Source organism: Treponema sp. J25 (assembly GCF_004343725.1).
GTDB lineage: Bacteria > Spirochaetota > Spirochaetia > Treponematales > Breznakiellaceae > J25.
This window is the reverse complement of the sequence record NZ_PTQW01000032.1, coordinates 18,333-45,163: the sequence shown is the minus strand read 5'-3', so window position 1 is coordinate 45,163 and position 26,831 is coordinate 18,333. Positions and strand designations below refer to the sequence as shown.

The following is a 26,831-nucleotide window of genomic DNA, read 5'->3' as shown; positions in this document are numbered from 1 at the left end:
CTTTGTGCTACTTAGCATTAGTAGAAGTTCTTGTTTATCAGGAGCTTTTAAGGTATTGACGGGGGATGTTTTTTGTACCATGATAAGGTTTTATCCAGCAAGACAAGGAGGACGACACCGAAGTGCTAAAACACGTCCGGGGCCGGAAAGTCAGGCTTGAAGGTTTTAATAACCTGACTAAATCACTGAGTTTTAACATTTACGATGTCTGTTATGCCCGTTCTCACCAGTCCCAGATTGAGTATCTGGAATATATTGATAAAGAATATGATTCGGAACGGCTTAAAAACATTATCGAAGAGGTAACCCGTATTATTGATGCCAAGCTTGTTAGTATCACTACCCAGGATTATGATCCCCGAGGGGCAAGTGTGGTGGCCCTTATCAATGAGGATCACCCTATTTTGACCCCGGCGGTTACCCATCAGTCCTATGGTAGCCATGGTGTAAATCAGATAGCTCCTCCTCTTCCAGAGGCGAGTGTGGTTGGACATCTCGATAAAAGTCATATCACCGCCCACACGTATCCCGAATTTGATACCGCTACGGGAATTGCTACCTTTCGGGTAGATATTGATGTATCTACCTGTGGGATGATCAGTCCCCTTCGGGCCCTTCATTACCTTATCGATTGTTTTGATTCGGATGTGGTGCTTATCGATTACCGGGTACGGGGTTTTACGCGGGATACCAAGGGGCAAAAGATCTTTATCGATCATGATATTTCATCTATTCAAGACTTTATAGATGAGGACATCCTGGCGGATTACCTCGTGTATGATATCAATATCCTCTCGGATAATATTTTCCATACAAAGATGCGAAAGAAAGAAATAAAACTCAACGACTATCTTTTTGGCCCCGACATTGAAGACCTGGACCAGGAAGAACGCAAACGCATTCGGGATCTTTTGAAAAAAGAAATGCAGGAGATTTTTGAGTGCGAAAACTTCTAGGAAGGGGTCTCCACGGCGGTTTAAGAGGGGACTAAATCGGAAGAAGCCGAGGGCGAGGTTGTAGCCGCCCAGGATTTGTTGGGGGAAGGCCCAACAGCCAATCAAGCTGATAGAGATCTCGGGGGTACAATCGCTTTGGTGCGAAAGGGGTAGTTTGTGCAAAAACGGCGTATTATGGAACGGCTCAGCCTGTCGAGTGGCTGGTTCTATGAAGTAGAAGAAACGCTCCAAAAAGGTGCAACGGCCTATCAAGAAATAGAGGTGGTTCGTTCCCAGGAGTTTGGCACGGTCCTCCTCTTAGATGGGGCAACCCAGGTTATGGAAAAGAACGAGTTCCAGTACCATGAGCCCATGGTACACCTCGCCATGCTTGCCCACCCTGAACCCCGCCGTATCCTTATCATTGGGGGAGGCGATGGGGGAATCCTGCGGGAAGTGCTCCGTCACCCCACGGTAGAGCGGGTAGATTTTGTTGAGCTTGATGAAGAGGTGGTTCGTTTTTCCCGCCAGTATCTTCCCCATTTAAACGGCGGGGCCTTCGAGGATCCCCGGGTGGAGCTTTTCTTCCAGGATGGCCGGCATTTCGTGGAAACCTGTACCGGCCAGTATGATGGGGTTATCATGGACATGACCGACCCCATGGGGCCATCCCTTTTTTTATACACAAAAGAGTTTTTCAGTCTTGTCTCCCGGCTTTTAAAAGACGGTAACTCTTTTTTTGTAATGCATAGCGAGTCGCCAGAAACACGCCCACTGGCCTTTGGGCGAATTCACCGGACCCTATCGGCGGTGTTTTCTGTGGTACGGCCGGCCTATACCTATGTTCGTATGTACGGAAGCCTCTGGTCCTTTGCGATTTGCTCTCCCCAGCTTGACCCAGCGGTGCTTACCCCAGCCGATGTGGAAAGGCGGCTTTCTCAGCGGGCCCTGGGCAATTTGAACCTCATTGCCCCCTCAAGCTGGCAGGCCTTTTTTGCTACCTATCCCTACATTGAGGCCCTGCGGACTATGCCGGGAGATATCAGTACCGATGCCCATCCCGAGTTCCCTGATAGTTTTGATTACCATGGATAGGCCCTCTCGGTGGGCTCCTTATGGTAGGTGAAAGCCGGGAACTGTGGCTTGGGATGGGGATGACCCCTTCACCTCGATTTCCCTGAAAGCTATCTGGGACCCCTCTTATTGCCCTCTATGTGTTATTTCCTTAAGCGGCCCGAAAGCCCCTCCTGCCGCTTGTTCCCGTAGGATGGAATAAAGCCGCTTCCAATTTCGTACTGGAGTAAATGAAACCGGGCAATGTGAGAACCGCCTGCTGTACACCCTCGCTCCCCGCTCCTATTAATCCAGCCCCAACGGGCCATGACAGTGGGTGCTTAGAAGTGGAGCGCCGCGGTGAGAGAAAAACCTCTGCGGGGCTGGGAACCCCATTGAAGCCCCAGTTCTTCGGTAAAAATGGCCCCTTCGATCGTACAAAAGGCAAGATTAAGGGCTAGACCGCCGGAAATCCAGCCCTTGTTAAATCCGGTTCGTAGCGAAAGGAAAGAAAGGGTTTTTACTTCCAGCCCCAGGTGAAGAAGATTCCACCAGGAAGCCCCATCCATGAATACCGGAATAGGATCCTGGATTTCCAGAAGCAAGAGGGGCTCCAGAATGCCTGGTACCCCATAGGGGGCCCAGCGGAATCCCAGGTTTACCTCAGGGATAGGCTGTGCCGAATCGGTGAGGGAACCTTTGTTTCGGGGAAGGGAGAGGGATGCGAAGGACTGCAGGGTCTCCTGGTAAGTCACCGTTCCCATGGGAAAAGGAAACCCTATATCCCGAACAGTAAGCCCCATCTCAAACCGGTCAAACTGGACCAGCAACCCCAGATCAAGGGCGAGCCCCACCCCAAAACGGGCTTCTTTATCCAGCATCCCCATGACAATCTGGGAGATACCCCCTGACACAAGGTCCTGGATAACCCCCGTGACCGATGTGCTCCCTTCTATTCGAAAGAAGGGACGAATATCTCCCCCAATAGCAAGGATTGCTGACCCTACGGTCAAGGGTACTGCCATACCGATGATAAGGTTCCCCTGGGTTTGCGAATAAAATGAAGTATCCTGTTCTCCTGCCTCTCCTTTCCCATAATTGTCGGTAATCAAAGTTATTCCAAGTCCAAGGTTATTCCCGCTTATTCCCAACCCTACCAGAGCGCCTCCGCCAAAACCATTGCTCAGGAGAACCTCTTCCAGGGTATGTAGATTTTCTTCTTTTGACCCAGAACCAAGGAGGGTGTGTATGTTTTTTTCTGACAGCGGGGCATATATCCACAGGGAAGAGAAGGTTGCAAACTGAGCTTTCCCCAGCGAGAACCCCGCGGGATTTCCGTATAAAGTTCCGTAGCCCCGGGAAGTCGTGCCGTAGGTTCCCCCCAGGGCCATGGTACGGGCATCTTTGGGGCGCAGGGTCTGTAAAAAGAAAGATTCAGCCCCACCCTGCCATAGGGGTAGCACAAAACATAGACATCCAAGTAACATCAATTTCACAGGTTTCCGGGGCATCATAGGTCCTCTTAGGGTATTTTCTATTATACCCCTTTCAATGGGATTTTTCAAAATTATACTTTTTGGAGTTTTTAGAGATTTGTTAGAAATTAGATAAATGTCGTTAGAGAAAACCCGGGAAAAACCTGCCTCTCTTGGAGAACTTCCCTCTTGGGGCTTTTCCCTGTCCTGAGGTGTTTCATGGAAAGGGAAGGGGGCCCAGAATAGGTTCCCCTTCCCCTGTTGTTACTCCACGACTATTGACGCGCCCCATTCTTTAAGGCGTCCCGTAATGAACGCAAGGCACGCCTCATGTTCGGCTTTTCCCCTGCCAGATACTGGAAGGGCTTCCCCCAAGGCAATGTGGATTATCCTATCCCGGTGGACAGCCCCGAAGGGACGGAAGACTTTGCCATTCCCCCAGAAGTCGGTTTTTAGGGCCACGGGCATCAAGGGGACACCGGCGCGGGAGGCAAGCTTTACCCCCAGGCTGTTAAAAGAGCGGGGATCAAACACTTCACTTCTTGTGCCTTGGGGGAAGATAATTATCGAAATTCCCTCTTGGAGCCGCTTTACCCCTTCATTCAAAACCGTCTCGAGGTCCTGACGGGGATCCCGTCGGGTTACCGGAATGGGATCCCGGGATCGCATGATAGGTCCCCAGAAAAATCCCCGCAGGAGCGACTCTTTTACCACAAAGGTTACGGGCTTGATGGGGGTAATAAGCCCCGGCAAAAGGGTTGTTTCCAGGGTGCTCATGTGATTGGCCACGAGCACCAGGGGGCCCGGTACCCTTCGCAGGTGATCAAGCCCCTGAATGCTAAAACGGGCCCCACACCGTTCCAGATTGTGCATGAGTTCAAGGGAACTATGGGCAAACAGTTCGTGACTATAGCGGCCCTCGAGAGCAAAGGTCCGATACCGAAGAACCGAGGCGATGAAAAAACTATAAGGACTCCACCGGGAACCCAGGAGAAAATATTCCCTCAACGCCCGGGGAATCCCTTCCGGCGTATGGTAGCTATCTCCCTCGATAGGGCTCTGCAACGGGAAAGGGAGAGACCTTTGCCGAAGCTTTCTCGAGGACCGGTTCCCCATTACAGCCCTCGTTGAATCAGGGCCACCAGGGCATCCACCGTAAAGCCCAGATGGTGGGCCACCTTATCTCCCGGTCCAGATTCGCCAAAACGATCAATTGAAAGGATATCTTCCCGCTTTGCCCAGCCTTCCCAGCCGAGATGGCAGGCCGCTTCACACACTACGGTTCGTACCCCCGGCGGTACGATGCTGTTCTGGAGTACCGCGGGCTGACTTTCAAAGAGTTCTTTGCAGATCATGGAGACCACCCGCACCTTTTTGGGAGCCAGTTTGTCTGCCGCTGCCAGGGCCATGGCTACTTCCGAACCGGTAGCAATGATGGTAACATCCGGGGTCCCCTCGGTTTGACGCACGATATAGGCCCCCGTACGGATCGTATTTTTCCATTCGGGATCGTCCTTCTTAAAGACCAGTACGTTCTGACGAGTCAGGGCCAGCACCGTTGGTCCTGTTCGATGTTCCATAGCCATTTCCCAGGCGACCATGGTTTCTTCCGCATCTGCCGGCCGGAGGACCCGTACATTGGGAATAGCCCGGAGACTTGCCAGGTGTTCAATAGGTTGATGGGTAGGTCCATCTTCGCCCACAAAGATTGAATCATGGGTCAGAACATAAATCACCGGTTGCTTCATCAAGGCCGAAAGTCGCAGGGCCGGCCGGAGATAATCCGAGAATACCATGAAGGTAGCGCAGAAGGCCCGCAATCCGCCATGGAGTTGTAACCCATTGGAAATAGCGGCCATGCCGAATTCACGAATCCCATAGTGGAGGTAACGCCCTGCCCGGTTGTGTCGGGAATAGGTGCCAGCCTCTGGCATGGCCACCGCGTTGGGACCCTGCAGATCCGCCGAACCTCCCACCAGATTGGGGGTAACCTTTGAGAACGCTACCAATGCCTTGTTGGAAGCGCTCCGGGTGGCTACCTTGTCCCCTATGTTGAAAGAGGGAAAGGAGGGAGTCCCTTCAGATTTTCCTGCATAAAAGGCATCCCACTGGGCTCGTTTATCGGGGTACTTTTTGGACCACTCGTTAAAGCGAAGTTCCCAGTTCTCCCGGGCCTTTTTCCATTCCTTTTGTTTTTCTGCGAAATATGAAGTTGCCTCAGGGGCTACGTAAAAGTCACCGGGGATTCCTAAGTAGGCCTTGGCGGCGGCCACTTCTTCGGTTCCCAGGGGAGCCCCATGGGCTTCGTGGGATCCCTGCTTAGAGGGGGCCCCTTTCCCAATAATAGAGGTAAGAATAATAAGGGTGGGCTTTGAAGTCTCCTGCTTTGCTTGCTGAACAAGCGAAAGGATCCCTTCGAGGTCATACATGGAACCTTCTAGCACTTGCCACCCGTAGGCCTCATACCGTTTGGCCACATTTTCGGTGAACGACAGGTCCGTAGAACCATCAATTGTAATATGATTTGAATCATAAAAGGCGATAAGCTTACCAAGTCCCAGATGCCCTGCTAAGGAAGATGCTTCCGCAGAAACCCCCTCTTGGAGACAACCGTCGCCTACCAGGGTGTACGTGTAGTGGTCCACAATCGTATAGTCCGGGGTATTAAAGCGGGCGGCAAGCATGGTTTCTGCAATGGCCATCCCTACTGCTGTAGCGATCCCCTGACCAAGAGGCCCGGTGGTAGTTTCAATCCCCGGAGCCATGCCGTATTCAGGGTGACCTGCACAGGGAGATCCCACTTGCCGGAAATTCTTTATATCCTCCAAAGAGATAGGATACCCGCTAAGGTGCAACAGGGAATACAAGAACATCGAACCATGGCCGGCGGATAACACAAAACGATCCCGGTCGGGCCAGGTGGGATCCGATGGATCATGTTTAAGGATTTCGCCGTATAAGACTGCTCCTAGTTCAGCTGCTCCTAACGGAAGGCCGGGATGGCCTGAGTTTGCCTTCTGAATTGCGTCCATCGAAAGAGCCCGGACGCTTAAGGCCACCTTTTCCAAGGCATGGGTATTCATACACTACTCCTTATTTCCAGGTTTGCTCTATTTTTTGTAATAGATTCGTCAATTCTTGTATAGAGGCCCGTTCCTCTAAATGCTTTCTAAACGGTTCCTGTTGGCATAAGAAGCTCAGACGAGAAAGAATCCACAGGTGCGATTTAGGGGTAGCCGACCCAATAAGAATCAGGGTACGAACGGGTTTCCCATCCAGGGCATGCCAATCGAGAGCCCGTTGCAAATACCCCATGGCGATGAATTCTTCTTCCGGTCGTGACAAAAGCGGCGTGCGGGGGTGGGGTAGAGCGATGCCATGGCCTACCGCGGTGGGCATCAAATTCTCCCGTTCCAGGATGGCGGTTTTTAATAATTCGGCGGGTAAACTCTGGGGTAACGTAAGAGAATCTACAAAGGCAACAAGTGCTTCGGTGGAGGTCTCTCCTGGAATGTTATAAAAAACCCCACCTCGATGTAAAAGTGGTACTAAACTCCCCTGTTCCATATGTAAAACCTCCTTTGCTCAGATTCTCCTCGGTTCCTTGGGTACGGTATGTCTAGGTGCTGCGTACTTCTTGGGTCAACCTTTCGAGTTGACGATTGTATCGATCCCGATCAAAAAAGTCGGGATTAAAATTCTCTCCTAATTCATGACGGGCAAGACGCTGTTCTGTATCGCTTCCTCCCAGGGCGGCTAAAAACCTTCGAAATCGCAAGGGGCCCCCAATGTATTCTGGAGGGGCGGCCTTTTCCCCTAAAAGACATTGGAATGGCGCTTCTTCTGGGGAAAGGGTAAGATCATACATTATCCGCAAATGAATTTCCCAGGGAGAATCTTCCCCATAATCATACACCAATTCCCGGATGTTTTCTTTTAGAAGCTGGTCTACCGTCGTTGTATGAACCGTAAAGCCCCCCTCATTGGGTTTTTCTGTGTATACCATAGCATCTATTATAAAGCTATACCACAGGTTCCCTGACCAGTCAAAAAGAATGGTAAGAATTCGATGGAGCATCGCGAGGGAACATTCTTGAGGGACCACGAAACGTCTCCATACATCGGTCCCCCGTAATGAGGCCTGCAACACAACGGCGGAAACAAGGTTGCCGGTTTTTTCGTCTGCCCGGGGAAAGCGTTCTTTCTCTGGCCTTACAAGGGAAAGGCGCTGTTTGCGCCCCTCTTCCAGGGCTTCTTCTATCCGTTGCCGCACTTCTTGATACGTATCAAGCATGCCATCCAGGCTGATTTCGAGGCTTTCTAACTCCACCTCTGAAAGCCCCCCGTCGGTGTCCAATTCTTCGAGTATATGGGCCGTATGGAACTGTAATTGGGAGAGGACGATAAATGTGTGCTTGGGAAGCCATTCCATCTCAATAGGAGATCGGGAAAGACGGGCCATCTGTTCGATGAGAGCGGTATGAAATTCGGCGGCGCTGTGCCGTATTGTGGCCAGGGGAAGATCCGTAAAGGGGTTATAGTTAGGCTGAATTTCGAGGAGCACCTCTTGAATGTACTGGAACACAAAGAAGAAATCCTGCTCTTCTAGTTTGATGGGAGGTGGTACCAATCGATACAAAACAGTCCATATTAACCGCTGTTGGGGAGGGAATTCCGCAGGAACTATGGTATCGCCTTCTTCTGGAGGAAAGGCCAGCACATCCCGAATGTAGGATTGGACCACATATTCTGAAACCGGAATCCCATAGTCATAGAGAAGTTCTTCCAATTCGGTTTTATCCGGTGGTCCTGTGACGGTAGCATCGGCAGAACCGTCGGGAATATCTTTCCCAACAAACCAAAAACGGCTTTCCATGCCGTAGGGTACCACGTCTACCACATTGGTTTTTTCGTAAAGATAGGTTTCTAAGGCATAGGCAGGATGGTGCAGAACATCGCTTCCGGCAAACCAATAGGCAAAGGCGACCTGTTCCTCGGTAGAGCTTCCGGGGCCAATGCTATTAAAGGATTGGGAAAATCCCCGGTCCAGGGCTTCAATCCAGATGTTTGCCTCTTCTTGTTTCGGCGGCTCTGCAACCACCGACACAATCTCAAAATAGCCTAGTTTCCAGTTTTTGAGTTGAACAAGGATGCTCTGGCCGGGAAGCACCCCTGTCTCGCGATAGAAGGAACGCATATCCAGCGTATGGATTGAAACTTCTGCGGGTTCTTCGTAGGGGTCCTGGTTATACAGACTTTCGTTTTGTGGGTTATCCCGGGCTATGTACTGGGGGGCGTATTCCTCTCCAAAAATGCTATAGTAGGGATAAAAATCCTCGGGGGCCCCTTCGGTGGTAGTGTAGGGAATGGTTTTTTCTTTCCAGTAAAAGGTATACTCGTGGGGCAGCAATAAGGGGTTGGCAAAGGGAACGCAGCGGTGCCCTGGAATAAGAATCCCATTTTGGATTTCTAAGCGGCTCGGAGTAATAAGAAAATACCCATTTTGAAAATAGCCGCAGCGGGATAGCCATCGGCCGTCATTCATGGGGAATGCGAGGCGCCGCTCCTGTAAAAACGCAAGGATATCCCGTTCAAGGTTACGCTTGAGAGATGCGTCCTGAGCAAGCACGGCCGCTACCGCATCCTGTACACTGAAGGGGCTGGTGGTAATATCTAAAAAGTCGTAAAGGGCGTCTTCTTGAGTCAAGGTCATCAGATTTTCTACTATTATCCGGAAGAGAAAGAATAATCAAGGGTTGTTCTGGGGTTTTGTGGCCCCGCTTGGAGCCCCGGTCGCCGGTTGTGTCAATATGACTCTTTCTGGTGATTCTTTATGATACATTTTGTTTCCTTTTGATTAAACCACCTTACCGAAACGAAGGGTTTGTTTTTCCCTCTGACCCGATTTCCCTGTAAGTAAAAAGAACGCATCTTGCAAGTTGTTATGCAGATAATTTTAAGTTATTTCATTGTATATATTTATAATCTGTTTCTTGTTTTTGCATTTTGGCACGGTTTTTGTAAATAAATAATTGCACCGGCTGTGGAGGTGCAACATCCGCCGTATGGGGATGTTAAAACGTATAAAGAAGGAGGTTCCTATGAACGCTCTGAGTCTGTATCGACCCCGCTCAATCCAGAAGGCCCTGGAAGATTTTGATCGGCTCTTCGATTCTTTCTTTGGTGATTTTGGAGATTCTAACGGTAAGGGGGTTCTGACCACCCGTATTCCCGCCGTTGATGTCCGCGAAACGGAAGATGCCTATATCCTGGAGGCAGAACTTCCCGGCTTTGATGAAAAGTCTATTTCGGCCCATGTGGATGGTAAGGTTCTTACCATCGAAACCAAACGGGACGAAAAGACCGAAAAACGGGAAGGCACCTATGTATTGCAGGAACGGTACTGCCAGGCCTTTAAACGGTCCTTTACGCTTCCGGAAGATGCCAATCCTGATGCGATTACCGCTTCGTTCAAAAATGGGCTCCTTACCATGACCATTAAGAAACAGCCCGAAGCGCAGCGGAAACTCATCAAGATTGAAGGCTAAAGGAGCCGATATTCCGGGGCACGTCCTCCTGGATTAAAAGGCCGGTGCTCTCGGGGGTGCCCGGGAGCCCGGCTTTTGTGTTTTCCGACTGAACAGTAACTGAACAGTAAAAAAAGGGCTTTTGTAAAAAAGAAGAAGGGCCAGGAATATGTTCTCCTGGCCATTTTATTTTTTCTATTTCAGGAGAACCGAAACCAGGGCATCCAGGTCCGCAGGGATTACCTGAGAAAGGACGGGCCGTTCCAGGGCTTTTTGTAATGCCTCGGGAAGGGGAACAGGCCCTACCAGGTCTTCCACCACTTCTGAAAATTTAGCCGGATGGGCGGTGGCCAGCACCGCCAGGGGCTCCTCTTCGACGCGGAGCTTCTTATCCCGTAAGAGGTGGTCGACGGCCCGCCATCCTACCGCGCCATGGGGATCCAGTACATAACCGTGCTGTTTTTTTACTTCCTGGATGGTTTCCCGGGTGGCTTCGTCGGTGACCCATACCCCCTGGATTCGACTCCGGAGGGCTTCGTAGGACCAGTGGGCCTTCATCCGTTCAAAATTGCTGGGGGCCCCCACATCCATGGCATTCGAAATGGTGGCCACGGAGGTCCGAGGGGTATATACCCCGTTTTCCAGGTATTCGGGAATTGTTTTATTGATGTTTGTGGCTGCAATGAAACCCTGAATGGGGGCTCCCATCTCCATGGCATACAGCCCCGCCGTCAGGTTCCCAAAATTACCGCTGGGGACGCAAAAGATCACCCTGCTTCCCTGGGGAATGCCTTTTTTGACTACCCGTTGTTCTTCCGCTTTGCCTTCAAGGCGGGGGGTGGCTGCGCCGTCAGTATCGTAATGACCTCCCCACAGGCGACCTGCCCCTGCGGCATAGTACACGGCCTGGGGAATAAGCCGGGCCACATTGATGGAATTGGCCGAGGATAACACCAGCTTTTGCTGGAGCCGCCGGTCCCCAAAGGCGGCCTTTACCAGGCGCTGACAATCATCAAAGGAACCTTCTACCGCGAGGGCTTGAATATTGCCCCCAAGACCGGCAATTTGCCGTTCCTGAAGGGGACTTACCCTCCCCCGGGGGTACAACACGGTTACCGAGATCCCTTCCACCTGAAAAAAACCGTCCGCCACAGCCCCCCCGGTATCACCGGAGGTGGCTACGAGAATATGCAGGGGTTTATCTTCGTTCCGTCGGAGGTACGAGAAAGCCCGGGCCATGAAACGGGCCCCAAAGTCCTTAAAGGCGGCCGTGGGCCCATGAAAAAGCTCCAGTACCAGGCGATCCCCCACCGGTACGATGGGGGCTGTAAAAGGATAGGCGGAGGCTACCAGGTCTTGCAACACCGAATCGGGAATTTCCCCCTGCACGTAGGGGCGAATCGTCTCGAAGGCTATTTCCAGAAAAGACATGGTATGCAAAGAATTACGGACCGCCCCTCGATAGGCGGGAAATTCTTCGGGAATGTACAGGCCTCCATCGGGGGCGAGCCCCGTGAGAGCGGCGGTTCTAAAATCGACATAATGGCTAGGATCCCGGGTACTGTAGTAGCGCACAATAACCTCCTCATTCAACATTGTCGGTGCTTCCTGGGCTCCGACAATGGTTATCTTTAAAATCTTTAAATATCAAAAATAAATTAAAAATGGATCCCTTCTTCCTGAAAAAATCATCGTAATTTCTTACGGAGTTTCCGTTGTTCATTCTTTGGACGATTCGAACCCGCACCTCCCCGGCCTTTTTCTGATGAGGCCCCGGGCACAAAGGTTCCCGCCTGTATGGAAGAAGCAAGGAGTTCCCGGCCAGGTAAGCGGGAAGCCACCCATAGCCAGATACCCCCACCTATAATCATCAACAGGCAGAGTACCTGGCCGGTGGAGAGATTAAAAGGAGAAGAAAAAAGGGCCGGAGGTAAACCGGTGTCCACCAGTTGGATGCGGTAGCCCAAATCCGCATCGGGTTCCCGGAAATATTCAATTACAAAACGGAAAAGCCCATACCCGATAAGATACAGGCCGATCAAAAAACCCCGGAATGGGCGCCGGTTGCGAAGAAACCACAGAATAAGCCAGAGAATTACCCCTTCGAAGAGGGCCTCGTATAGTTGGGAGGGGTGGCGGGGAAGGTTGACATAGCCGGAAGTCACCGCCAGGTTTAGTTTTTCTACGATTTCCCGCACCCACGGTTCGGTGACGGGAAACTGTTCAGCCTGGGGGAAAATCATCCCTATGGGAGCGGTGGTAACCCGGCCGTACAGTTCTCCATTGATAAAGTTCCCAAGCCGCCCAAAGGTATACCCTAGGGGAATGCCCGCCACAAGAAGGTCCCCAATCTCGCGGATGGACCATTTTTTGTACCGGCAATAGCCAGCAATGCCAATGATGGCCCCAATAACCCCTCCATGGTAGCTCATACCTTGGAGTCCTACGAAGTGGCCCTTTTCGTCAAAGGGCCAGAAGATTCTCCAGGGGGCCCGAAGGTAGATTCCGCTGGTGTCGTACACAATGGTGGCAAAAACACGGGCTCCTATGAGGAGCGAGAGGATTCCCCAAAAAAAGAGCCCCGAAATGCTATCCTCATCTACCTGAATGGAGCGCTCTTTTAGCTGTCGCCTAAACAAAAAATAGGTAATCCCAAAGGCTACCAGATACATGAGCCCATACCAGCGGATAGGTAAGCCTGGAATTATCTCCGGGTGTAACCACGATGGATACTGAATATAGAGGGGCATAGAAACTCCTTACACAAGAGATTTTTCTTGAATCCGGCCAGTCTCCCGGTTAAAGAAAAAGACCACCTGACTTCGACGTTGCTTTACTTCATAATACCGACCATGGCTTTCCATGACCACCCCGGGGAAGATATTCCCCCGCACCCGAATTTCCGAGGGGAAATGTTCTTCAAATTTTTCCCGCAGGGTAAACAACTTCATGCCGTATTTCTCGAGCAATTTAAGGAGCCGCACCTTTTCGGCTCCCAGCCCATCGATGTTTTTACCCGAGGCAAGGGCCTGTTTAATCTGTTTATCCAGCGCTTGAATTGCCTGCCGCACCTTTTCCTGTTCCCGTTCTAATACTTCTATCTGATCCGCAATCAGATAGTCCTGACCGAAGGAAATTTCGGTCCGAATGCCCCGTTCCGAACCAACCTGCATAACATCAATGCCGAGCCGGGCCTTGCAGACCCCTCCTACCAGGACTCCCCGTTCGCTTACAAGATGGAGCTTCCCATTGGTTTTAATGTTACAGCCCAGGGCCCCGTTTTTAATGACGATGTTTTCCACCGCTAAAAGGGTTGCCCGTTCCACAAAAGAAGCCTCTATGGTTTTGCGCGCCCGGACCACCCCCCGGTCTCCACCAATGATTCCCTGTTGGATGACCACTTTCCCACCCGCGGAAACCAGGGCCCCTTCTACCGGTCCACCGATGTAAATGTCGGTACCGCCGAAAACGGCAAAACCGCTCTGGACCTTTCCGGCAATTCGAATCTCCCCTGTAAAATTAATGTTCCCCGTGCGGGGGCCCACATCGGCGGAAACCACATACTGAGAACGGATGGTAAGACTCCACCCATCAAATACCAGTTCCCCTGAACGGCCGGCGATAAGGCGAAGCCCCCGTTCAAAGGGAAGGGCCTGCAAAGACTCATCGTATTTAACAGGGAAGCCTTCCCCTTTTTCGGGTTCTATCACATTACCCCGTACATCAAAGCCGGCCCGTCCCGCTTCTCCTGTTTTGATAAGCTGGGCTACCTCTTGTCCTTTTTCCACAGGTGCCTTTGTGGGTTGACGACCCATGGGAGCCCCTTCCTGTTGTAAGGATGGTAGCTGCCACACCAGGGCTACTCCGCCCGCAGGAATCGCCGGTTCTCCCCGGGCTACCACCCGAGGACCGGCGCTCCCCTGTTCGAGGGCTTCTTTTATAAGGTCCCCCAGCGCATTCCCATCGATGCCCCGCTGAACTCCCGCGTCGGAAAGGGCCTGCCGGACCCCTTCGGCGGTAAGCGGTGTTCCCGCTCCCTGTTCTTTCTCTAGGCTGAGGGTGGCTTCCATCCCATCCTCTCGAATCTGGACGGTGATACGAGCGTCCTGATACTCCAGGAGTTGAAACACATAACTTCGTTCTACCTGTTTAATCAGGAGCAAGCCCGACTGTTCACAGATCAGGTCTCCTTTTATCAGGGAAAGGCCCGATGAATAGTCCATGTCCGGGTCATTGCCAGGAATGGCGGGAATTGGCTGGCCATACACGTCCATCCCCGGTGTGCCAGAAGCAGCGCTTACTAATTGGGCTACCCGGCTGCCCTTCTGTACCATCGCACTTATCGTTGCTTCCTCGGGAGGAAAGAGGAGGGAAATCCCTTTTTGTAAAGGATGGGAAAGCCACTGCTGGAGCCTTTCTTTCTTTTTTTGCCATTCCTCTTCATTTAAGGGGGAAACGGTTATCTTTATTTCTTTATCTTTTCCACGACTTGGGGCTGTTCCTTCTGCAAGGATATAGTCGCTAAGTTCCGTAGCGGGGCCCTTTAAAAAAGCAAGAATATCTGTTTTTACTTTTTGGGGGTCCTTTAGTCGTACGCCTGATTGGCGGATGACTTCGCCAATACGTTTCGGTTCCAGGGGAGGGGCGCCGGCCATCCCTTTGCGAAGATACAAATAGGCCCGAAGGCCGTCAGGGGTTATTTCCACCCGGGCATCCGCCTCCTGGTAACTCGTGAGGGGAAAGGCCGAAAGGGGCTGACCTGTTTCAAGGGCCTTCTGGAGTTCCTTTTTGATGAGTTCGTCAGAAATAAGATATTTATCCACCGCCCCCTGGGAACGGGCCGCTTCTTTTATGGTTATGGGATCTGGCAAAGGGAGTTCCCGAAGCCCCGGTTCAAAGTAGAGATAAAGGGTGGTGCCATCGGTACCCCGCTCTACCCGCCAGCGATGCCGGGGAAGGGGGACCACGTCGGCCCAGCCATCTCCAACCCGAATGATACCGCTTGTGTCACAGTATATTTCGTTCCGTTCAACCCGTAGGCCTTCTCCAAAGAGAAAGTTTGTTTTGTCATTTTCCGAGACCGGAATGGGTTTCCCAAACACACTTTTTCCTGGTTTGCCGGGTTTAGCCGGAATAAGGGTGCCTACTTTTACTCCCCTGTCGGCATACAGACGGTCCTGTACGGTGGTATCTACAAAAACCCGTTCGCGGCTTTCCTTTTTATCATAGGTAATTACCACCTCTTTCTTAGGAGGCAGGAAGGGGAGGGGGCCCGGTTTGGTCACCACCGTTTCTCGTTTTATTTTTTCTGTTTTTATTCGGTACACGATGGGGGCCCCCGCGCGCTCCAGAGCTTCATCCACGTAGGGGGTAAGTTCACCGGGAATGGGCAGTTCTAGCCATTGCACCCGTTCGGGGACGGTAGGTTCGGGGGGCTGCCCCCGGAGGAGTACCTCCGTAACGGGACTCTTCGCTCGGGCAAGATTAAAAAGAACCTCTTCCATTTTCTTGGGAGATGGTGGGGGAACTATCTGTCGTTCGGAAAGAAGTTTCAGAATTTCTTCGACGCCCCACTGGGGACCCTGCGAACGGGGAGTAAAACGGAGGGCCACTTCTACTTCCAGGGGGTCCAGGACGAGTTCCAGGTCTCCTTTAATGACGAGCCCACCCATAGTGCACCTTCTAAATCTTGAATCCCTGGGTTATGGCTTTGGTTAACTTGGATTTTAGAAACAAGTTTTCTTTTCGTAGCTGGTTGATTTCTAATTGCTGGCTTTTCACCGTTTCTACCAGGTCTCCCATACTCAAGGCTCCGCAATGGAGGAGGTCTTCCACATAGCCCATGCGGGCTTCAAAATCCACCTCCGCTTCCAGTTCCGCTTCCTGAAAACTTTCTTCAATGCTCCGGCCTTCCAGAAATACCTCATCTTCTTCGCTCTGAAGGATTTTATCGGCGATGCGATAGATAGCCTGGGAGAGGATAGCTTCGTTTTTATACAATAGAATCGGTAGATGCGAAGCCAGGGCAATGTCCTGGAGCGAATCCCGGTATATCACCCCCAGGTGTTCGAGATCGAGCCCCAGATATTCTGAACAGGAACGGCGAATTTTAAGGGCCACCTCTGCCTGTTTGGGCTCATCGAGCATGTTGAGAATGAGCCGGGGATGAAAATACTGCATCCGCTTAAGAAATTTCCCGTGCGATTCGGGATCGATCCGGCTTATGTGTTCCAGAAGTTTGGGGATGTAAAGCTTTTGCAGGGCCGTCCCTTCTTTACGGAGACCCTCCAGGTAGATATGGGCCGGTGAACCTCGACTGAATGAGGAATACATAAGCCGAAAGACCGTATTTTTAAGGAAAAGATATGCATTCAGTGTGGCAGTCACCGTGGGGGTGCTTACTACAATACCCCGGCCTGAGAGGAGAAAAAAGTCGAGGATCGATTGATGACTCCCCGCTCCCAGGTCAATCACCAGGATATCCGCATCTACACTTAACAGGCGCTTTGCCAGGGCGGTAATCTGATTCTGCTTAAGGTTGGCGCTTCCCGGAATTTCCGCGTCGCCAGGAATAAAGCGCAGATTGGGAATGTCCGTATCCATGATGACCCGGGAGAAATCGGAGCGGGTGTCGCTGAGGAAGGTGCCGATTCCAGTTTGAGGAGAGCGACATCCAATAATCAGGTGAAGATTAGATGCCCCCAGATCGAGGTCTGCCAGGATTACCCGTTTCCCCGCCTGCGCAAAGGCCACTGAGAGGTTTGCTGCAATCAGGGACTTGCCTACTCCTCCTTTCCCACTGGCAATCGGTAGTATCCGCATATCTCTATGTTCCCCCTTCTTGCGAGAGCGCTTGTTTATCTTCTAGGTACACCATATTTCCCTGAGAGCGTTGATAGTTCTTATACCACCGATAGGCTCCGAATGCAGCGAGCCCTTCGAAAGGGAGAAAGGCCCCCCATCCTATAAAAAGGATGCCGAGAACATCCACCGAGTAACTTATCAACTGGGTTATAAAAGGTTTCCAGAAGAAGAACAAAGCTACCCCTCCGATCCAGAGCGATAAAAGTTTACCTACCCCATAGAGGGGAAGATACTGAATATAGGTGTTTTTATCACTATACACCATGAGGGGCATATACACAAACAACGCCTGTGGAATTAACAAGAGAAGGAACCCCACTTTGCCGCTTGCGCTAAGAACCGTTCCACCGGGATTTTCCTGTGCCCCCAGGATGCAGCCAACTAACACCAATAACCGGATAGCTTCATATCCAACCAGCAGGAGAAGCCACAACGCACGCTTTTTCATGATAAAAATCTACGGTTCTCATCCCTTTGGGTCAAGGGCCCTATTGCAGGTTGGAGGGCATATGGCGAAGTGGTGGCGGAAGTCCCTTTTCTGGATTTATCTCATTGACAAAGGGCTATTCATCTCTAGAATGTAACCATGAACTACGAACAAGCATCGAGCGATAAACGCTCTCGTATTGTGCGAAGAACCTGGCTGGGAACGACCCTGTGTATAGGACTTTTCTTTTCCCTCGTTATTGTTTCCCAGGTGGTGGGACAGAATACTCAAAAAAGTCAGCAGAACTATTCTGCCATTCTTCAGAACGTGTACAACTTTATTTTGAATCACTATGTCGATCAGGTAGACCCCCGGGTCCTCTACGAAGGGGCCATGAAAGGGATGTTTGAAGCCCTGGAGGACCCCTATTCTACGTATCTTACTGAATCGGATATGACCGATCTAAATGATACCACCCAGGGATCCTTTGGGGGAGTAGGTCTTTATATCTCTAAGCCTTCGGGCAAGCTTCCGGAAGGGAAGCTTCCCTACGTGGAAGTAGCTGCCCCTATCGAAGACACTCCGGGGTGGCGGGCTGGTATTATGCCTGGGGACCTCATTCTGGAAATCAATGGTGAATCCACCGATAAGCTTACCATGGATGAGGTGCTCTCCCGCCTGCGGGGAGAACCGGGTACAGAAGTGACCATTCGAATCCGGCGGGGAGAAAAGATGGAATTCCCCCTGACCCTGAAACGGGCAGTCATAGAGGTTCCCACCGTAAAACATGCCATGATTGGCGATTCTATTGGGTATTTAAAGATCCTTACGTTTACCCCTATGACGGTAGAACGAACCCGAGAAGCAATAGAAGATTTTAAAAAGAAGAACTACCAGGCCTGTATTGTGGATCTCCGCAATAATTATGGTGGTCTTCTCAATGCTGCTATTGGGGTAGCCGATTTCTTCCTGGATGGGGGAGTGGTGGTTTCTACCAAATCCCGTTTGCCCGGAGAAAGTGTGGTGTATACGGCCCGTCGGAATCCGTTAGTACCGCCTTCTATTCCTGTGGTGGTATTAATTAATCGGGCATCTGCCTCGGCTTCGGAAATTGTGGCAGGGGCTCTGAAGGATCGGGGACGGGCCTATCTTATTGGAGAGCGTTCCTACGGGAAGGGTTCCGTCCAGCAGGTGTTCCCCATTGATACGGCGGGCTTTAAACTTACCACTGCCCGATACTATACCCCCAGCGATGTAAATATTGATAAAAAGGGTATCCCCCCGGACATGGAGGTGAAAGAACCGGAGCTGACCGAAGTTCAGCTTGAATCGCTCAACAAGCTGTACCAGGATAACAGGATTCCCAATTTTGTAAAAAATGAAGGGAATGCCAGTCCCCAGAGGATCGAGGAATTTGCCCGCCAGGTGGCCACAACCTACAATCTGGATTTTCAATTGGTGCGGCGGCTTATCCACAATGAACAGATGCGTACCAAGATTGCCCCGGTGTACGATTTGGAATTTGATATACAATTACAAGCCGCAGTCCGGGTGTTGAAAGAAAAGAACGTACCGGAACTGATAAAACAAAGCAAAACCTTAAAGCAACTCCAGGAAGAAGCGGAAGCGAAAGATGAACCCGTTGGCTCGGAAGGGAAGTCAACGAACACACAGCAATGACTATAAGGGACCCTTAAAGGATATGCGGCGACTGGTACTTGAAGAGGCCCCCCAGGAAGGAAGGATCCAACTCGGGGGGAGGAACTTCCGTTACCTTGTACGGGTGCTGCGCTTTAAAGAAGGGGATTCGTTTCGGGCCCTTCTTCCCGCCGGGGAAGAGGTCCTCTGTACTATCGAACGTCTAGGCCCTACTTCTCTGTGGGCGAGGGTATCATCGCCTCCGAGCGGCAGCCCTTTGGCTCCTCCAGGAGGAGAAGAGGCGATGACGGCAGGAGCGGAAAATCCAGCGGCTATTTCGTCCTTAAAACCCGCCATGGTGCGGGCTTTGCAGTCGGACGCTAAACGGCTGGGACGTTCCCGTTCAGAGCGCCTTGTGCTTTGTCAGGCCCTGCCGAAGGGGAGCAAGATGGATACCATTATTCGGCAAGCCACAGAATGGGGGGTGGATGAAATTATCCCTTTTACGTCTGAACATTCGATTCCTCGTTTTTCCGCAGAAAAGGACGTCCAGAACCGATCCCGTCGTTGGCAGCAGATAATTATCGAAGCTCAACAGCAGAGTGGTTCATTTGTATCTACCTCTTGTAAAGCCCTTACGGATGTGGCAGGCCTTTGCGATATTATTCTCGAAAGAAAAGGGAAGAATCCCCACACCTGCGCTCTCCTCTTTCATCAAGATGCGGAAGACGTAGCTTTTCTACATCACCTTGTGGCTGATAGGGTGGAGGAGGTTATGCTTATTGTTGGGCCCGAAGGGGGGTTTTCTTTTTTCGAAGTGGCACAATTTAAGAAAGCCGGTTGCGTACCAGTGGTCATTGGTGCTACTGTACTACGGGTTGAAACTGCTGCAATCAGTGCGCTTGCGGCGGTATCTGTTATTCTGATGGAGAAACATTCGTGGCTTCCGTTGAAAAATTAGATTGTTGTAATGTTCCTATTACCAATCTTTCCCCTGAAGAACTTTCAGAACGAATATTAGAGGTAGCTGCGTCCGGTAAGGCGGAGCACATTGTATTGCTTTCCCTGTGGGATCTTCTTCGGGCTCGAAAACACAAGGAATACCGGACCTTTGTGCAACAGGCTGCCATGGTAATCCCCATTTCTAAAAGTATTATAGGGGGCTTAAAATTCTTATATGGCAAAACGGTACCCCGATACATGCCCTTTGACTTTTTTATAAAAACCCTCCATGCCCTGGAAAGCCGGGGAAAGTCGCTGTATCTCTTGGGCGGCCGTCCTCGGACACTTAAAATCGCGGAGCGGAATATTCGCCATACCTTCCCTGGACTGCGGATTGTGGGGCGCTGTGCGGGATATTATAAAAGGAATGAAGAAGCATCCATCCTTTTGGCTATTAAAAAATCTTCTCCCACTCTTCTCTTGGTTGGTCGAGGAGTTCCGGGGGATGAAAACTGGCTTGTGCGTAACGAAGCAAGTCTAGGACCGGGGATTCATATTTGGTGTAGCGACCTTTTTGATATTTTTGCGGAACGACGGCATCGACCTTCTCGAAAGGCCTTTAATCACGGTCTTGAATGGGTAGGGTATTGCCTTCGTAATCCTTTAAAACTTTTTCGCATTTTCCCGTATTTGAAATTCAAAATTCTCCTTTTGTATTATAAGATTCGGTATTACTAAAGCTATTAGAGGGATGCCGACTCGTCTCCGGATACTGTAAGGGATGTAATGCCTGGGGGCCGGTATCCATGTGTTATGTTACAAGGGGCGAAGCATCCGACAGCGAAGCACCGCAATAGGAGTTACCGCATCATAATCGGTTCCCAGACCCTGGTATTCTACTAAAACAAGAATATGCTGCCCAATTCGAAGCCGTTGAGAGGATCCGGCAATAAAATATTGACGGAATTGGGGATCTTCGAAAAGCACATAGGCCCGGAAAAGCTCCACCGTTTCTTCGTCTTTCCACTTTCCTCCCAGCAGTTCCACTTCCGCAAGAAAAGAGGTCTCCGAGTCATTCCGGACTATCACCGACCCAATGGTCCCATCCAGGATATACGCCGTGCTTTTTGACACCCAGGAGTCATCAAGGGTTTTCGTGATACGGCCAAAATCTTCCAGGGTTTTAGAAAAGTCGACGGAATACACGGTTTTTTCTGCCAGATTCCCCGAACGATTTTGAGAGAACCCATTATTCTCGACGAGTATCAGAGCCGCAATGAGGGCGATGACTATTCGTTTCATAGCATGAGTATGGTACGGGAATCCTTCTTTAGCAAGAGGTTCCGCCGGATTTTGGCCTTTAATAGGACAGGCCTCTCTCAATTTCTTGCGGTATAGATACGTGGGGTCCGCCCTCTAAAAAAAAGAAGGGCCATACGTTAAGATTCACCCGGTCTTGCTGAGGATAATTTGCTTTCTAGACGTCCAATCTTACGAAAAATTTGCTCCAGATACCGCTTTTCCTGTAAGGTGACCCCTGCTCGACTCAAGATATCCCGGAAAAACCGTTCCTGCTCTGGCCTACCGGCCTGTTTGTAAAAGCCGATACTAGCCAGGGCATCGGTCATGATCTGTACGGTTTCATCAATATCGTGCCGACCTACCGGAACCCACTGAGACCCAGAACTGGTATCGAAAGGGGAAACGGTGCTGGCCCTTGGTTCGGACTGTTGACTGGCAGAGGGGGCTGTTAAAAACTTCGACCAGGTTTTGAAAAGCTCATAGGTGTACACCTGTACTGCATGGGAAAGATTAAGAGAGGGGAAGACTTCCGAGCTCGGGATATGAGAGGCGAGGGTACAGAGGGCTATTTCTTCCTGATTCAATCCAGTCCGTTCGTTTCCGAACACCAGGGCGGCGGGTCCCCGCTGTTCGTACAAATAGAGTGCTAGTTCTTCCGGGGTAACTGAAATGTCTTTACGTTTTTTCCCCCGGCGACGGGTGGTTCCAATGACTAAGGGAATATCCTGAATGGCCTCCACAAGACTGTTGAAAAAGCGGGCCCCCTGGTATACATCAAAGGCATGGATTGCCCGGGTCTGGATTTTTTCTTCTTCCAGAGGGGCCTCTGGCGCTACGATACGGAGAGAAGAAAAGCCCATGTTTTTCATGGCCCGGCATACGGCCCCCACATTGCCCGAATCTTCTGGTCTACAGAGAATGACCACCACATCATCAAATAGCATAGTCACGTCCTCGTTGTAAGGTTCTTCTTGTTGTAGGTTCTTCTTGGAGATGGACAGCGGCCCACCCATCTTTGTGTTTTTTAATTTATAGAGGGCTCCCCTTTAACAAGAGGGACTCTATCGGTATAGTGTAGCCCATGGCTTCCATACTACTGCATAAACGGGCCCTTGTCATTGGCGGTACGAGCGGTATAGGGAGGGCTGTCTGCGAGGCCTTTGCCCGGGAAGGGGTAGAGCTTTTTATCACCGGAGGGCACAACGAAGAGCGGCTCCAGCATCTTATTTCCCGCTTACGTCAGCAAGAAGGTAAATGTCAGGGCAAGATTATACCCCTATCTTCGGTCCAGGACACTTCTTCTCTTATTGAATGGGTCCCGGAAGTAGATATTTTAGTATGTGCCTGGGGGCCATTTTTACGGAAATCCCTGGAAGAATACACCCCTTCCGAATGGCAGTATCTGGTGGATGCAAACCTTGCCATCCCCGGCGCCCTCGTTTCCCACTATTTTTCGGCGATGAAACGCCAGAACTGGGGACGGATTATCCTGTTTGGCGGGACCGATACTACCCAGATCCGTGGTTTTTCTACCACTGTCCCCTACAGCGCTGCCAAAACAGGCCTTGGGGTCCTTGCTCGGTCGGTGGCCCGTCTAGGAGCGCCCTATCATGTAACGTGTAACCTTTTTTGCCCGGGAATGGTTGATACAGAGCATCTGCAGGGCGAAGATCGATCCTATGCGCTTCAAAAAACACCGGACGGGAAGCTTATACTTCCTGAAGAAATTGCCGATATAGTAGTGTACGTGACAGCCCATGAATCTATCAATGGAATTTTAATGAGTCTTGACAGGGGTATTGTCCTCTAATTATAAACACAATAGAGGGCTGTTTTAGCGTCGGGCTGTTTGACAAAAAGCAGGGAGCCACATAATAATATAATGAGGTCGTGGGATGTCTGGGGGCGCGAGCCATACTCCAACACCCAGAATGGAAGGAGTGTCATGACAAATAACGATATTGTGCCTGGTTTTGATGATGAGAAGGATGATAGCCTTAAGATTAAGCTCGAAAAGGTGCATGATGTGGAAGGATGTCTTATCCTGTATCTCACCGGTTACATTGATACGTACAATTCGAACTATTTCCAAAAGCGGGTAGCAAAGGCTATTGAAGCGGGCTTTATCCGGCTCATTTTTCAATGTGGTGGCCTCAATTACGTATCTTCCACGGGGATTGGGTCTTTTACGGCCTTTTTAAAGTCCGTGAAGCCCCGGGGCGGCGATTTGGTTCTGCTGGAAATTCAGCCCAAGGTATACGAAGTATTCCAGCTTTTGGGGTTCTCCCAGTTTTTTAACATCAAAGAAAACCTAGAAGATGCTATTTCTTTTTTCCGTTCCGCCGTTCCCACCGAATCAAGTTCGGTATTCCCCAAGATTTTCTCCTGTCCCATATGTTCTAAAAAGTTAAAGGCCGTAAAGGCAGGGCGCTTCCGGTGCTCCGAATGTAAAACTATTCTGGCGATTGATAATGCAGGGCAGGTGTTCTTAGGATAGGTATCGGAAAAAGAGCATATACAAAGAAGATTGTAAGGGGGCTCTATGGGAGAGCTACAGGAAAACAAGATCGAACGGTATCTTATCAATATGATGGTAAGTTACCGGGAGGTAGAAAAGAATCTATGGATCATCGAAGATGAGCCCCATAGCTTAAACGGTGTGGTGGTGTTATTGGAGCCGCCGGTGGTAATTATTCGGGTTCTTGTCATGAAGGCCCCTAAGGAAAATCGGCTTCCCTTGTTTACTAAACTCCTGGAACTTAATAGCAGTGACCTTGTCCATGGGGCCTATGCCCTGGAAGGAGACGATATAGTCCTTATCGATACGCTGGAATACGATACCATGGATTATGAAGAATTTCGGGCGTCCCTGGAAGCGATTAGCCTTGCCCTAACCCAGCATTATCCTATACTCTCCCAGTATCGGGAACCCCACAAATAGGAGGAATATCAGCATGGGTATTTTTTCTCGCTTAAAAACCCTCATTGCTTCAAATGTAAATGATATGATCAATAAGGCTGAGAACCCCGAGAAAATGCTGAATCAGCTGATCATCGATATGAATGAGCAGTTAATCGAAGCAAAGAAAGGGGTTGCCCTGGCTATTGCGGATGAAAAAAAGCTCGAACGGGAAATGTTGAACCAGCAAGCCCAGGCCCAGGAATGGGAGAGGAAGGCTATGCTGGCGGTCCGGGCCGGGCAGGACGATCTTGCAAAGGAAGCCCTCCTCAGAAAGCAGGAGCATGAAAATAACTACGTCGAATATAAAAAACAGTGGGAAGCCCAAAAAGCGGCGGTGGAAAAACTGAAGGAATCCCTTAAGGAACTGCAGACGAAGATAGAAGAGGCCCAGCGTAAGAAGAACCTGCTGATTGCCCGGGCTAAGCGGGCTGAGGCGCAGCAGAAGATCCAGAAGACCATCTCCAATGTGACGGGTAATACCAGTGCCTTCGAAGCCTTTGATCGAATGGCCCAAAAGGTGGATCAATTAGAGGCAGAGGCCGATGCGGCAAAAGAACTGGAGGACCTTTCTAAAAATGCAAGCCTTGAGAAGCGTTTTGCGGAACTAGAGAAATCCTCTGCCTCGGCGGATTTGATGCTGGAAGAATTGAAGCAGAAAATGCAGGCCCTGCCGGATGGAACCAAACAAGAAAAATAAGGTAGGTATGTAATAATCGAATAATGAGCGCGGGCTCGGAAAAGACCCTTTACCTTTTTCGTGTTTCTCCGGTGATAGAAGAGTGGATACGGCGGAGAAAGGGTCTCTATCGGGTCTGTCGTTGGTTGCCTGCCGAAGATACAGAAGGTAAAAGCTCCTTCGTAAAGGATTGTCTATTTCTTGTTCCATTTGAAGAGGTGGGTTCGTTTGGGAAGGTCCATCTCTCTGTTCCGTTTATCACCTTTGGCAAGGTAGAATATATCTCTCGGGCCTTTAAAGCAGGGGCCTTGGATCATCTTTCTTTTCCTTTTAACGCGAAAGAATTTGATAGCCGCTTAGTCTATGCTTTCAAGGAATTAGAAAAGGTTCAAAAGGAACCGCCTTCTCATAGCCCTGTATGGTTAGACCGATGTTTCCTCATAGGACCGGCAGGAAAGGTGTATCTTAATCCTTTTGAGGTTATGATTATGACCCATTTCCTCCATAATCCATCCCGTATACTCGTTCGAGGGCATGTGTATAAAGAGCTAAGCGACGAGAGCCACAGACAAAGTAGAATTGTAGATGTGTATATCAGCCGACTCCGGAAAAAAATAGCATTGGTTTGTTTGTTTCAGGGGCAGGTAACTATTCGTGCTGTACGAGGAACAGGGTATCAGTTAGAATATCAGGAACCTCGGGCGGAAGAAAAGTTCTAGTGATTCTGTGAGAAGTTTAATGTCTCTGTGTGATGTATCTAACATTTCTAAATGTGAACAAATTGTGGATAATTTGTGAAATAAGAGAAACAGTTTCTTTCCGTATATCTTTGTATACACTTTTATGGAATAAAAGTATACATAGCTTTTTTTAAATATTTATAATTATTTGTATAAAAATGAAATAAAATAAGAAGATGGTGTTTGGTGACTTAAAAAAAGAAAAGTATATTTTTCCTATTTTCTAAAAAATCTCCAGTCCGGACAAAAAAGTGTAACATAAATTGTGGATAACTTGTGAAATCTTTGTGGACTCCTTCTGTATAAGCGGTATATTCTGATTGACTTTTTTAATGAATAAAACTTGCATTCCTTGGGGTTGCATGATAGGCTAGAATCAAGGTGAAGAGGATAGCGAAGCTTATTTTATTAAGTGGTATCACTTTTGGGGTGCTTGTTTTCAGTGTACAGCTTTTATTAGAACTCCATGAGAGAACTAAGGGGTTTAGTATCTATCCTCCTATTATCTCTAATTCAAGGGAAATGATAGGGGGAGAAAGAATATGGGAAGCGGCTATTCTCGCCTTTATAGGCATGATTAGCCTGGGAAATGGTTACGGAATACGAAAAAAAATACTTGCTCCTTTTGTTATTATGATCCTTACTGTACTGTCCGGAGTATCCCTTACCATCCTTGGTTTTACCTCGGTGATACCAGGCTCTGCCCCTACCTATAAAGATGCTTCCTCTCCCGTACCATCTTCCGTTTCTTTTCTCCGAATGGGAACAAGAGTTAAGAGCAATTCTCAGGAAGCCTTGTATCTTTTTACTGCAGAGAAAGAACGCTCGGTAATCCTTGTCTTTGGAGAAAAGGGCCCGCAGGTACAATCTACCGACACCCCTCTTTCTTTTTATGGAACAGCCTATTCTTTTATTTTCCCGGAAATTATACATACATCTATAAGAAGGGCCGCATCTTATCTTAAAGACCAATGGCAGAAGGGGTTCCCCGCTTTTCTTTTCTGTGTGCTCAGCCTTGCATATTTCTTAATATCCCTTCGAGTTTTCCTGAGAATCCGTTCGTGGCCATTTATCAACATGATCTGGGCGATTACAATAGGAGGTCTTTGGTTAATTTTAATTCAACCCCTTTTCGAACCTCAATTTACTGGTTTTATGAGCAAATATAGCTACGGCCTTCTTACCCCTGAACAGGTGCAGCCCTTTGCCTGTGTTGCGGGGGCCCTGCTTTGCAATCTGTTGGATCTTCTATTGTACCTGGCAGGCGACAAGGAGCGACGGTATGACTAG

General features: G+C 49.9%; 24 protein-coding genes. 12 read left to right on the top strand and 12 right to left on the bottom strand.

What is annotated here, in order from left to right; translation table 11 throughout:
- Positions 1-122 precede the first annotated feature (122 nt).
- Positions 123-956, top strand: coding sequence for an adenosylmethionine decarboxylase (gene speD / locus C5O22_RS10000; protein ID WP_132781432.1), 834 nt, complete (start codon positions 123-125; stop codon positions 954-956).
- Positions 957-1,112: 156 nt separating this feature from the next.
- Positions 1,113-2,030 carry a polyamine aminopropyltransferase gene (speE, locus tag C5O22_RS09995; protein WP_132781430.1) on the top strand — a complete coding sequence of 306 codons (918 nt, stop codon included), beginning with the start codon at positions 1,113-1,115 and terminating at the stop codon, positions 2,028-2,030.
- Between the two features lie 299 nt (positions 2,031-2,329).
- Here speE and C5O22_RS09990 read toward each other — a convergent pair whose 3' ends face one another.
- From C5O22_RS09990 to C5O22_RS09970, 5 genes are all read right to left on the bottom strand, one after another.
- Complete coding sequence (locus C5O22_RS09990; RefSeq protein ID WP_132781428.1) at positions 2,330-3,502, bottom strand: hypothetical protein; 1,173 nt, start codon at positions 3,500-3,502, stop codon at positions 2,330-2,332.
- Between the two features lie 225 nt (positions 3,503-3,727).
- On the bottom strand, positions 3,728-4,579 hold the full coding sequence (locus C5O22_RS09985) for a lysophospholipid acyltransferase family protein (RefSeq protein WP_132781426.1): 852 nt from the start codon (positions 4,577-4,579) through the stop codon (positions 3,728-3,730).
- Positions 4,579-6,546 (bottom strand): transketolase, encoded by a 1,968-nt coding sequence (gene tkt / locus C5O22_RS09980; protein WP_132781424.1) that lies wholly within the window; start codon positions 6,544-6,546, stop codon positions 4,579-4,581. The genes C5O22_RS09985 and tkt overlap by 1 nt, the downstream gene beginning before the upstream one ends.
- Positions 6,547-6,556: 10 nt before the next feature.
- Positions 6,557-7,030, bottom strand: a complete 474-nt coding sequence (locus C5O22_RS09975; RefSeq protein ID WP_132781422.1) for a PTS sugar transporter subunit IIA — start codon at positions 7,028-7,030, stop codon at positions 6,557-6,559.
- Positions 7,031-7,082: 52 nt separating this feature from the next.
- Positions 7,083-9,176 carry an IS1096 element passenger TnpR family protein gene (locus C5O22_RS09970; RefSeq protein ID WP_132781420.1) on the bottom strand — a complete coding sequence of 698 codons (2,094 nt, stop codon included), beginning with the start codon at positions 9,174-9,176 and terminating at the stop codon, positions 7,083-7,085.
- Positions 9,177-9,564: 388 nt separating this feature from the next.
- Here C5O22_RS09970 and C5O22_RS09965 point away from each other — a divergent pair, with 388 nt between their 5' ends.
- Positions 9,565-10,011, top strand: coding sequence for an Hsp20/alpha crystallin family protein (locus tag C5O22_RS09965; RefSeq protein WP_132781418.1), 447 nt, complete (start codon positions 9,565-9,567; stop codon positions 10,009-10,011).
- Between the two features lie 174 nt (positions 10,012-10,185).
- Here the strand turns inward: C5O22_RS09965 and C5O22_RS09960 are convergent, their stop codons facing one another.
- From C5O22_RS09960 to C5O22_RS09940, 5 genes are all read right to left on the bottom strand, one after another.
- Positions 10,186-11,565 carry a pyridoxal-phosphate dependent enzyme gene (locus C5O22_RS09960; protein ID WP_132781416.1) on the bottom strand — a complete coding sequence of 460 codons (1,380 nt, stop codon included), beginning with the start codon at positions 11,563-11,565 and terminating at the stop codon, positions 10,186-10,188.
- Between the two features lie 113 nt (positions 11,566-11,678).
- Positions 11,679-12,740, bottom strand: a complete 1,062-nt coding sequence (gene lgt, locus C5O22_RS09955) for a prolipoprotein diacylglyceryl transferase (protein ID WP_132781415.1) — start codon at positions 12,738-12,740, stop codon at positions 11,679-11,681.
- Between the two features lie 9 nt (positions 12,741-12,749).
- Entirely contained in the window at positions 12,750-15,662 is a 2,913-nt protein-coding gene (locus C5O22_RS09950) for a flagellar assembly protein A (RefSeq protein WP_132781413.1), read from the bottom strand.
- Between the two features lie 10 nt (positions 15,663-15,672).
- Positions 15,673-16,812, bottom strand: a complete 1,140-nt coding sequence (locus C5O22_RS09945; RefSeq protein ID WP_132781411.1) for a nucleotide-binding protein — start codon at positions 16,810-16,812, stop codon at positions 15,673-15,675.
- Positions 16,813-16,816: 4 nt separating this feature from the next.
- Positions 16,817-17,302, bottom strand: coding sequence for a hypothetical protein (locus C5O22_RS09940; protein ID WP_132781409.1), 486 nt, complete (start codon positions 17,300-17,302; stop codon positions 16,817-16,819).
- 138 nt (positions 17,303-17,440) lie between these two features.
- Between C5O22_RS09940 and C5O22_RS09935 the strand changes: the two genes are divergently transcribed.
- Genes C5O22_RS09935 through C5O22_RS09925 form a run of 3 tightly spaced genes read left to right on the top strand, consistent with a single transcriptional unit; the run spans position 17,441 to position 20,599 of the window.
- Complete coding sequence (locus C5O22_RS09935; protein WP_132781408.1) at positions 17,441-18,961, top strand: S41 family peptidase; 1,521 nt, start codon at positions 17,441-17,443, stop codon at positions 18,959-18,961.
- 22 nt (positions 18,962-18,983) lie between these two features.
- Entirely contained in the window at positions 18,984-19,880 is an 897-nt protein-coding gene (locus tag C5O22_RS09930) for an RsmE family RNA methyltransferase (protein WP_165910487.1), read from the top strand.
- Positions 19,859-20,599: a WecB/TagA/CpsF family glycosyltransferase gene (locus tag C5O22_RS09925; RefSeq protein WP_132781404.1), complete on the top strand. Its 741-nt coding sequence runs from the start codon at positions 19,859-19,861 to the stop codon at positions 20,597-20,599. Before C5O22_RS09930 ends, C5O22_RS09925 begins: the two co-directional genes overlap by 22 nt.
- Before the next feature lie 78 nt (positions 20,600-20,677).
- Here the strand turns inward: C5O22_RS09925 and C5O22_RS09920 are convergent, their stop codons facing one another.
- Positions 20,678-21,163 carry a hypothetical protein gene (locus C5O22_RS09920; protein WP_132781402.1) on the bottom strand — a complete coding sequence of 162 codons (486 nt, stop codon included), beginning with the start codon at positions 21,161-21,163 and terminating at the stop codon, positions 20,678-20,680.
- A 137-nt stretch (positions 21,164-21,300) separates the two neighbouring features.
- Positions 21,301-22,107, bottom strand: a complete 807-nt coding sequence (locus C5O22_RS09915; protein ID WP_132781400.1) for an RNA methyltransferase — start codon at positions 22,105-22,107, stop codon at positions 21,301-21,303.
- A gap of 137 nt (positions 22,108-22,244) precedes the next feature.
- On the opposite strand from C5O22_RS09915, the gene C5O22_RS09910 reads away from it, so the two are divergent.
- The 6 genes from C5O22_RS09910 to C5O22_RS09885 all read left to right on the top strand — a co-directional run bounded on the left by C5O22_RS09910 (position 22,245) and on the right by C5O22_RS09885 (position 26,831).
- Entirely contained in the window at positions 22,245-22,973 is a 729-nt protein-coding gene (locus tag C5O22_RS09910; protein WP_132781398.1) for an SDR family NAD(P)-dependent oxidoreductase, read from the top strand.
- A 135-nt stretch (positions 22,974-23,108) separates the two neighbouring features.
- Entirely contained in the window at positions 23,109-23,660 is a 552-nt protein-coding gene (locus tag C5O22_RS09905) for an STAS domain-containing protein (RefSeq protein WP_132781397.1), read from the top strand.
- Positions 23,661-23,705: 45 nt separating this feature from the next.
- Positions 23,706-24,104 carry a type III secretion system chaperone family protein gene (locus tag C5O22_RS09900; protein ID WP_132781395.1) on the top strand — a complete coding sequence of 133 codons (399 nt, stop codon included), beginning with the start codon at positions 23,706-23,708 and terminating at the stop codon, positions 24,102-24,104.
- Between the two features lie 13 nt (positions 24,105-24,117).
- Positions 24,118-24,822, top strand: coding sequence for a PspA/IM30 family protein (locus C5O22_RS09895; RefSeq protein WP_132781394.1), 705 nt, complete (start codon positions 24,118-24,120; stop codon positions 24,820-24,822).
- Positions 24,823-24,845: 23 nt separating this feature from the next.
- Positions 24,846-25,520, top strand: coding sequence for a winged helix-turn-helix domain-containing protein (locus C5O22_RS09890; RefSeq protein WP_132781392.1), 675 nt, complete (start codon positions 24,846-24,848; stop codon positions 25,518-25,520).
- A gap of 402 nt (positions 25,521-25,922) precedes the next feature.
- Positions 25,923-26,831 (top strand): hypothetical protein, encoded by a 909-nt coding sequence (locus tag C5O22_RS09885; protein ID WP_132781391.1) that lies wholly within the window; start codon positions 25,923-25,925, stop codon positions 26,829-26,831.

What these genes read in the sequence shown, in the direction of transcription:
- lgt (WP_132781415.1), bottom strand. Translation starts at nt 12,740, where the DNA reads ATGCCCCTCTATATTCAGTATCCATCGTGGTTACACCCGGAGATAATT.
- C5O22_RS09890 (WP_132781392.1), top strand. Translation starts at nt 24,846, where the DNA reads ATGAGCGCGGGCTCGGAAAAGACCCTTTACCTTTTTCGTGTTTCTCCG.
- C5O22_RS09970 (WP_132781420.1), bottom strand. Translation starts at nt 9,176, where the DNA reads ATGACCTTGACTCAAGAAGACGCCCTTTACGACTTTTTAGATATTACC.
- C5O22_RS09975 (WP_132781422.1), bottom strand. Translation starts at nt 7,030, where the DNA reads ATGGAACAGGGGAGTTTAGTACCACTTTTACATCGAGGTGGGGTTTTT.
- C5O22_RS09945 (WP_132781411.1), bottom strand. Translation starts at nt 16,812, where the DNA reads ATGCGGATACTACCGATTGCCAGTGGGAAAGGAGGAGTAGGCAAGTCC.
- C5O22_RS09990 (WP_132781428.1), bottom strand. Translation starts at nt 3,502, where the DNA reads ATGATGCCCCGGAAACCTGTGAAATTGATGTTACTTGGATGTCTATGT.
- C5O22_RS09915 (WP_132781400.1), bottom strand. Translation starts at nt 22,107, where the DNA reads ATGCTATTTGATGATGTGGTGGTCATTCTCTGTAGACCAGAAGATTCG.
- C5O22_RS09965 (WP_132781418.1), top strand. Translation starts at nt 9,565, where the DNA reads ATGAACGCTCTGAGTCTGTATCGACCCCGCTCAATCCAGAAGGCCCTG.
- C5O22_RS09930 (WP_165910487.1), top strand. Translation starts at nt 18,984, where the DNA reads ATGCGGCGACTGGTACTTGAAGAGGCCCCCCAGGAAGGAAGGATCCAA.
- tkt (WP_132781424.1), bottom strand. Translation starts at nt 6,546, where the DNA reads ATGAATACCCATGCCTTGGAAAAGGTGGCCTTAAGCGTCCGGGCTCTT.
- C5O22_RS09895 (WP_132781394.1), top strand. Translation starts at nt 24,118, where the DNA reads ATGGGTATTTTTTCTCGCTTAAAAACCCTCATTGCTTCAAATGTAAAT.
- C5O22_RS09910 (WP_132781398.1), top strand. Translation starts at nt 22,245, where the DNA reads ATGGCTTCCATACTACTGCATAAACGGGCCCTTGTCATTGGCGGTACG.
- C5O22_RS09920 (WP_132781402.1), bottom strand. Translation starts at nt 21,163, where the DNA reads ATGAAACGAATAGTCATCGCCCTCATTGCGGCTCTGATACTCGTCGAG.
- C5O22_RS09985 (WP_132781426.1), bottom strand. Translation starts at nt 4,579, where the DNA reads ATGGGGAACCGGTCCTCGAGAAAGCTTCGGCAAAGGTCTCTCCCTTTC.
- C5O22_RS09940 (WP_132781409.1), bottom strand. Translation starts at nt 17,302, where the DNA reads ATGAAAAAGCGTGCGTTGTGGCTTCTCCTGCTGGTTGGATATGAAGCT.
- C5O22_RS09905 (WP_132781397.1), top strand. Translation starts at nt 23,109, where the DNA reads ATGACAAATAACGATATTGTGCCTGGTTTTGATGATGAGAAGGATGAT.
- C5O22_RS09935 (WP_132781408.1), top strand. Translation starts at nt 17,441, where the DNA reads ATGAACTACGAACAAGCATCGAGCGATAAACGCTCTCGTATTGTGCGA.
- C5O22_RS09900 (WP_132781395.1), top strand. Translation starts at nt 23,706, where the DNA reads ATGGGAGAGCTACAGGAAAACAAGATCGAACGGTATCTTATCAATATG.
- C5O22_RS09950 (WP_132781413.1), bottom strand. Translation starts at nt 15,662, where the DNA reads ATGGGTGGGCTCGTCATTAAAGGAGACCTGGAACTCGTCCTGGACCCC.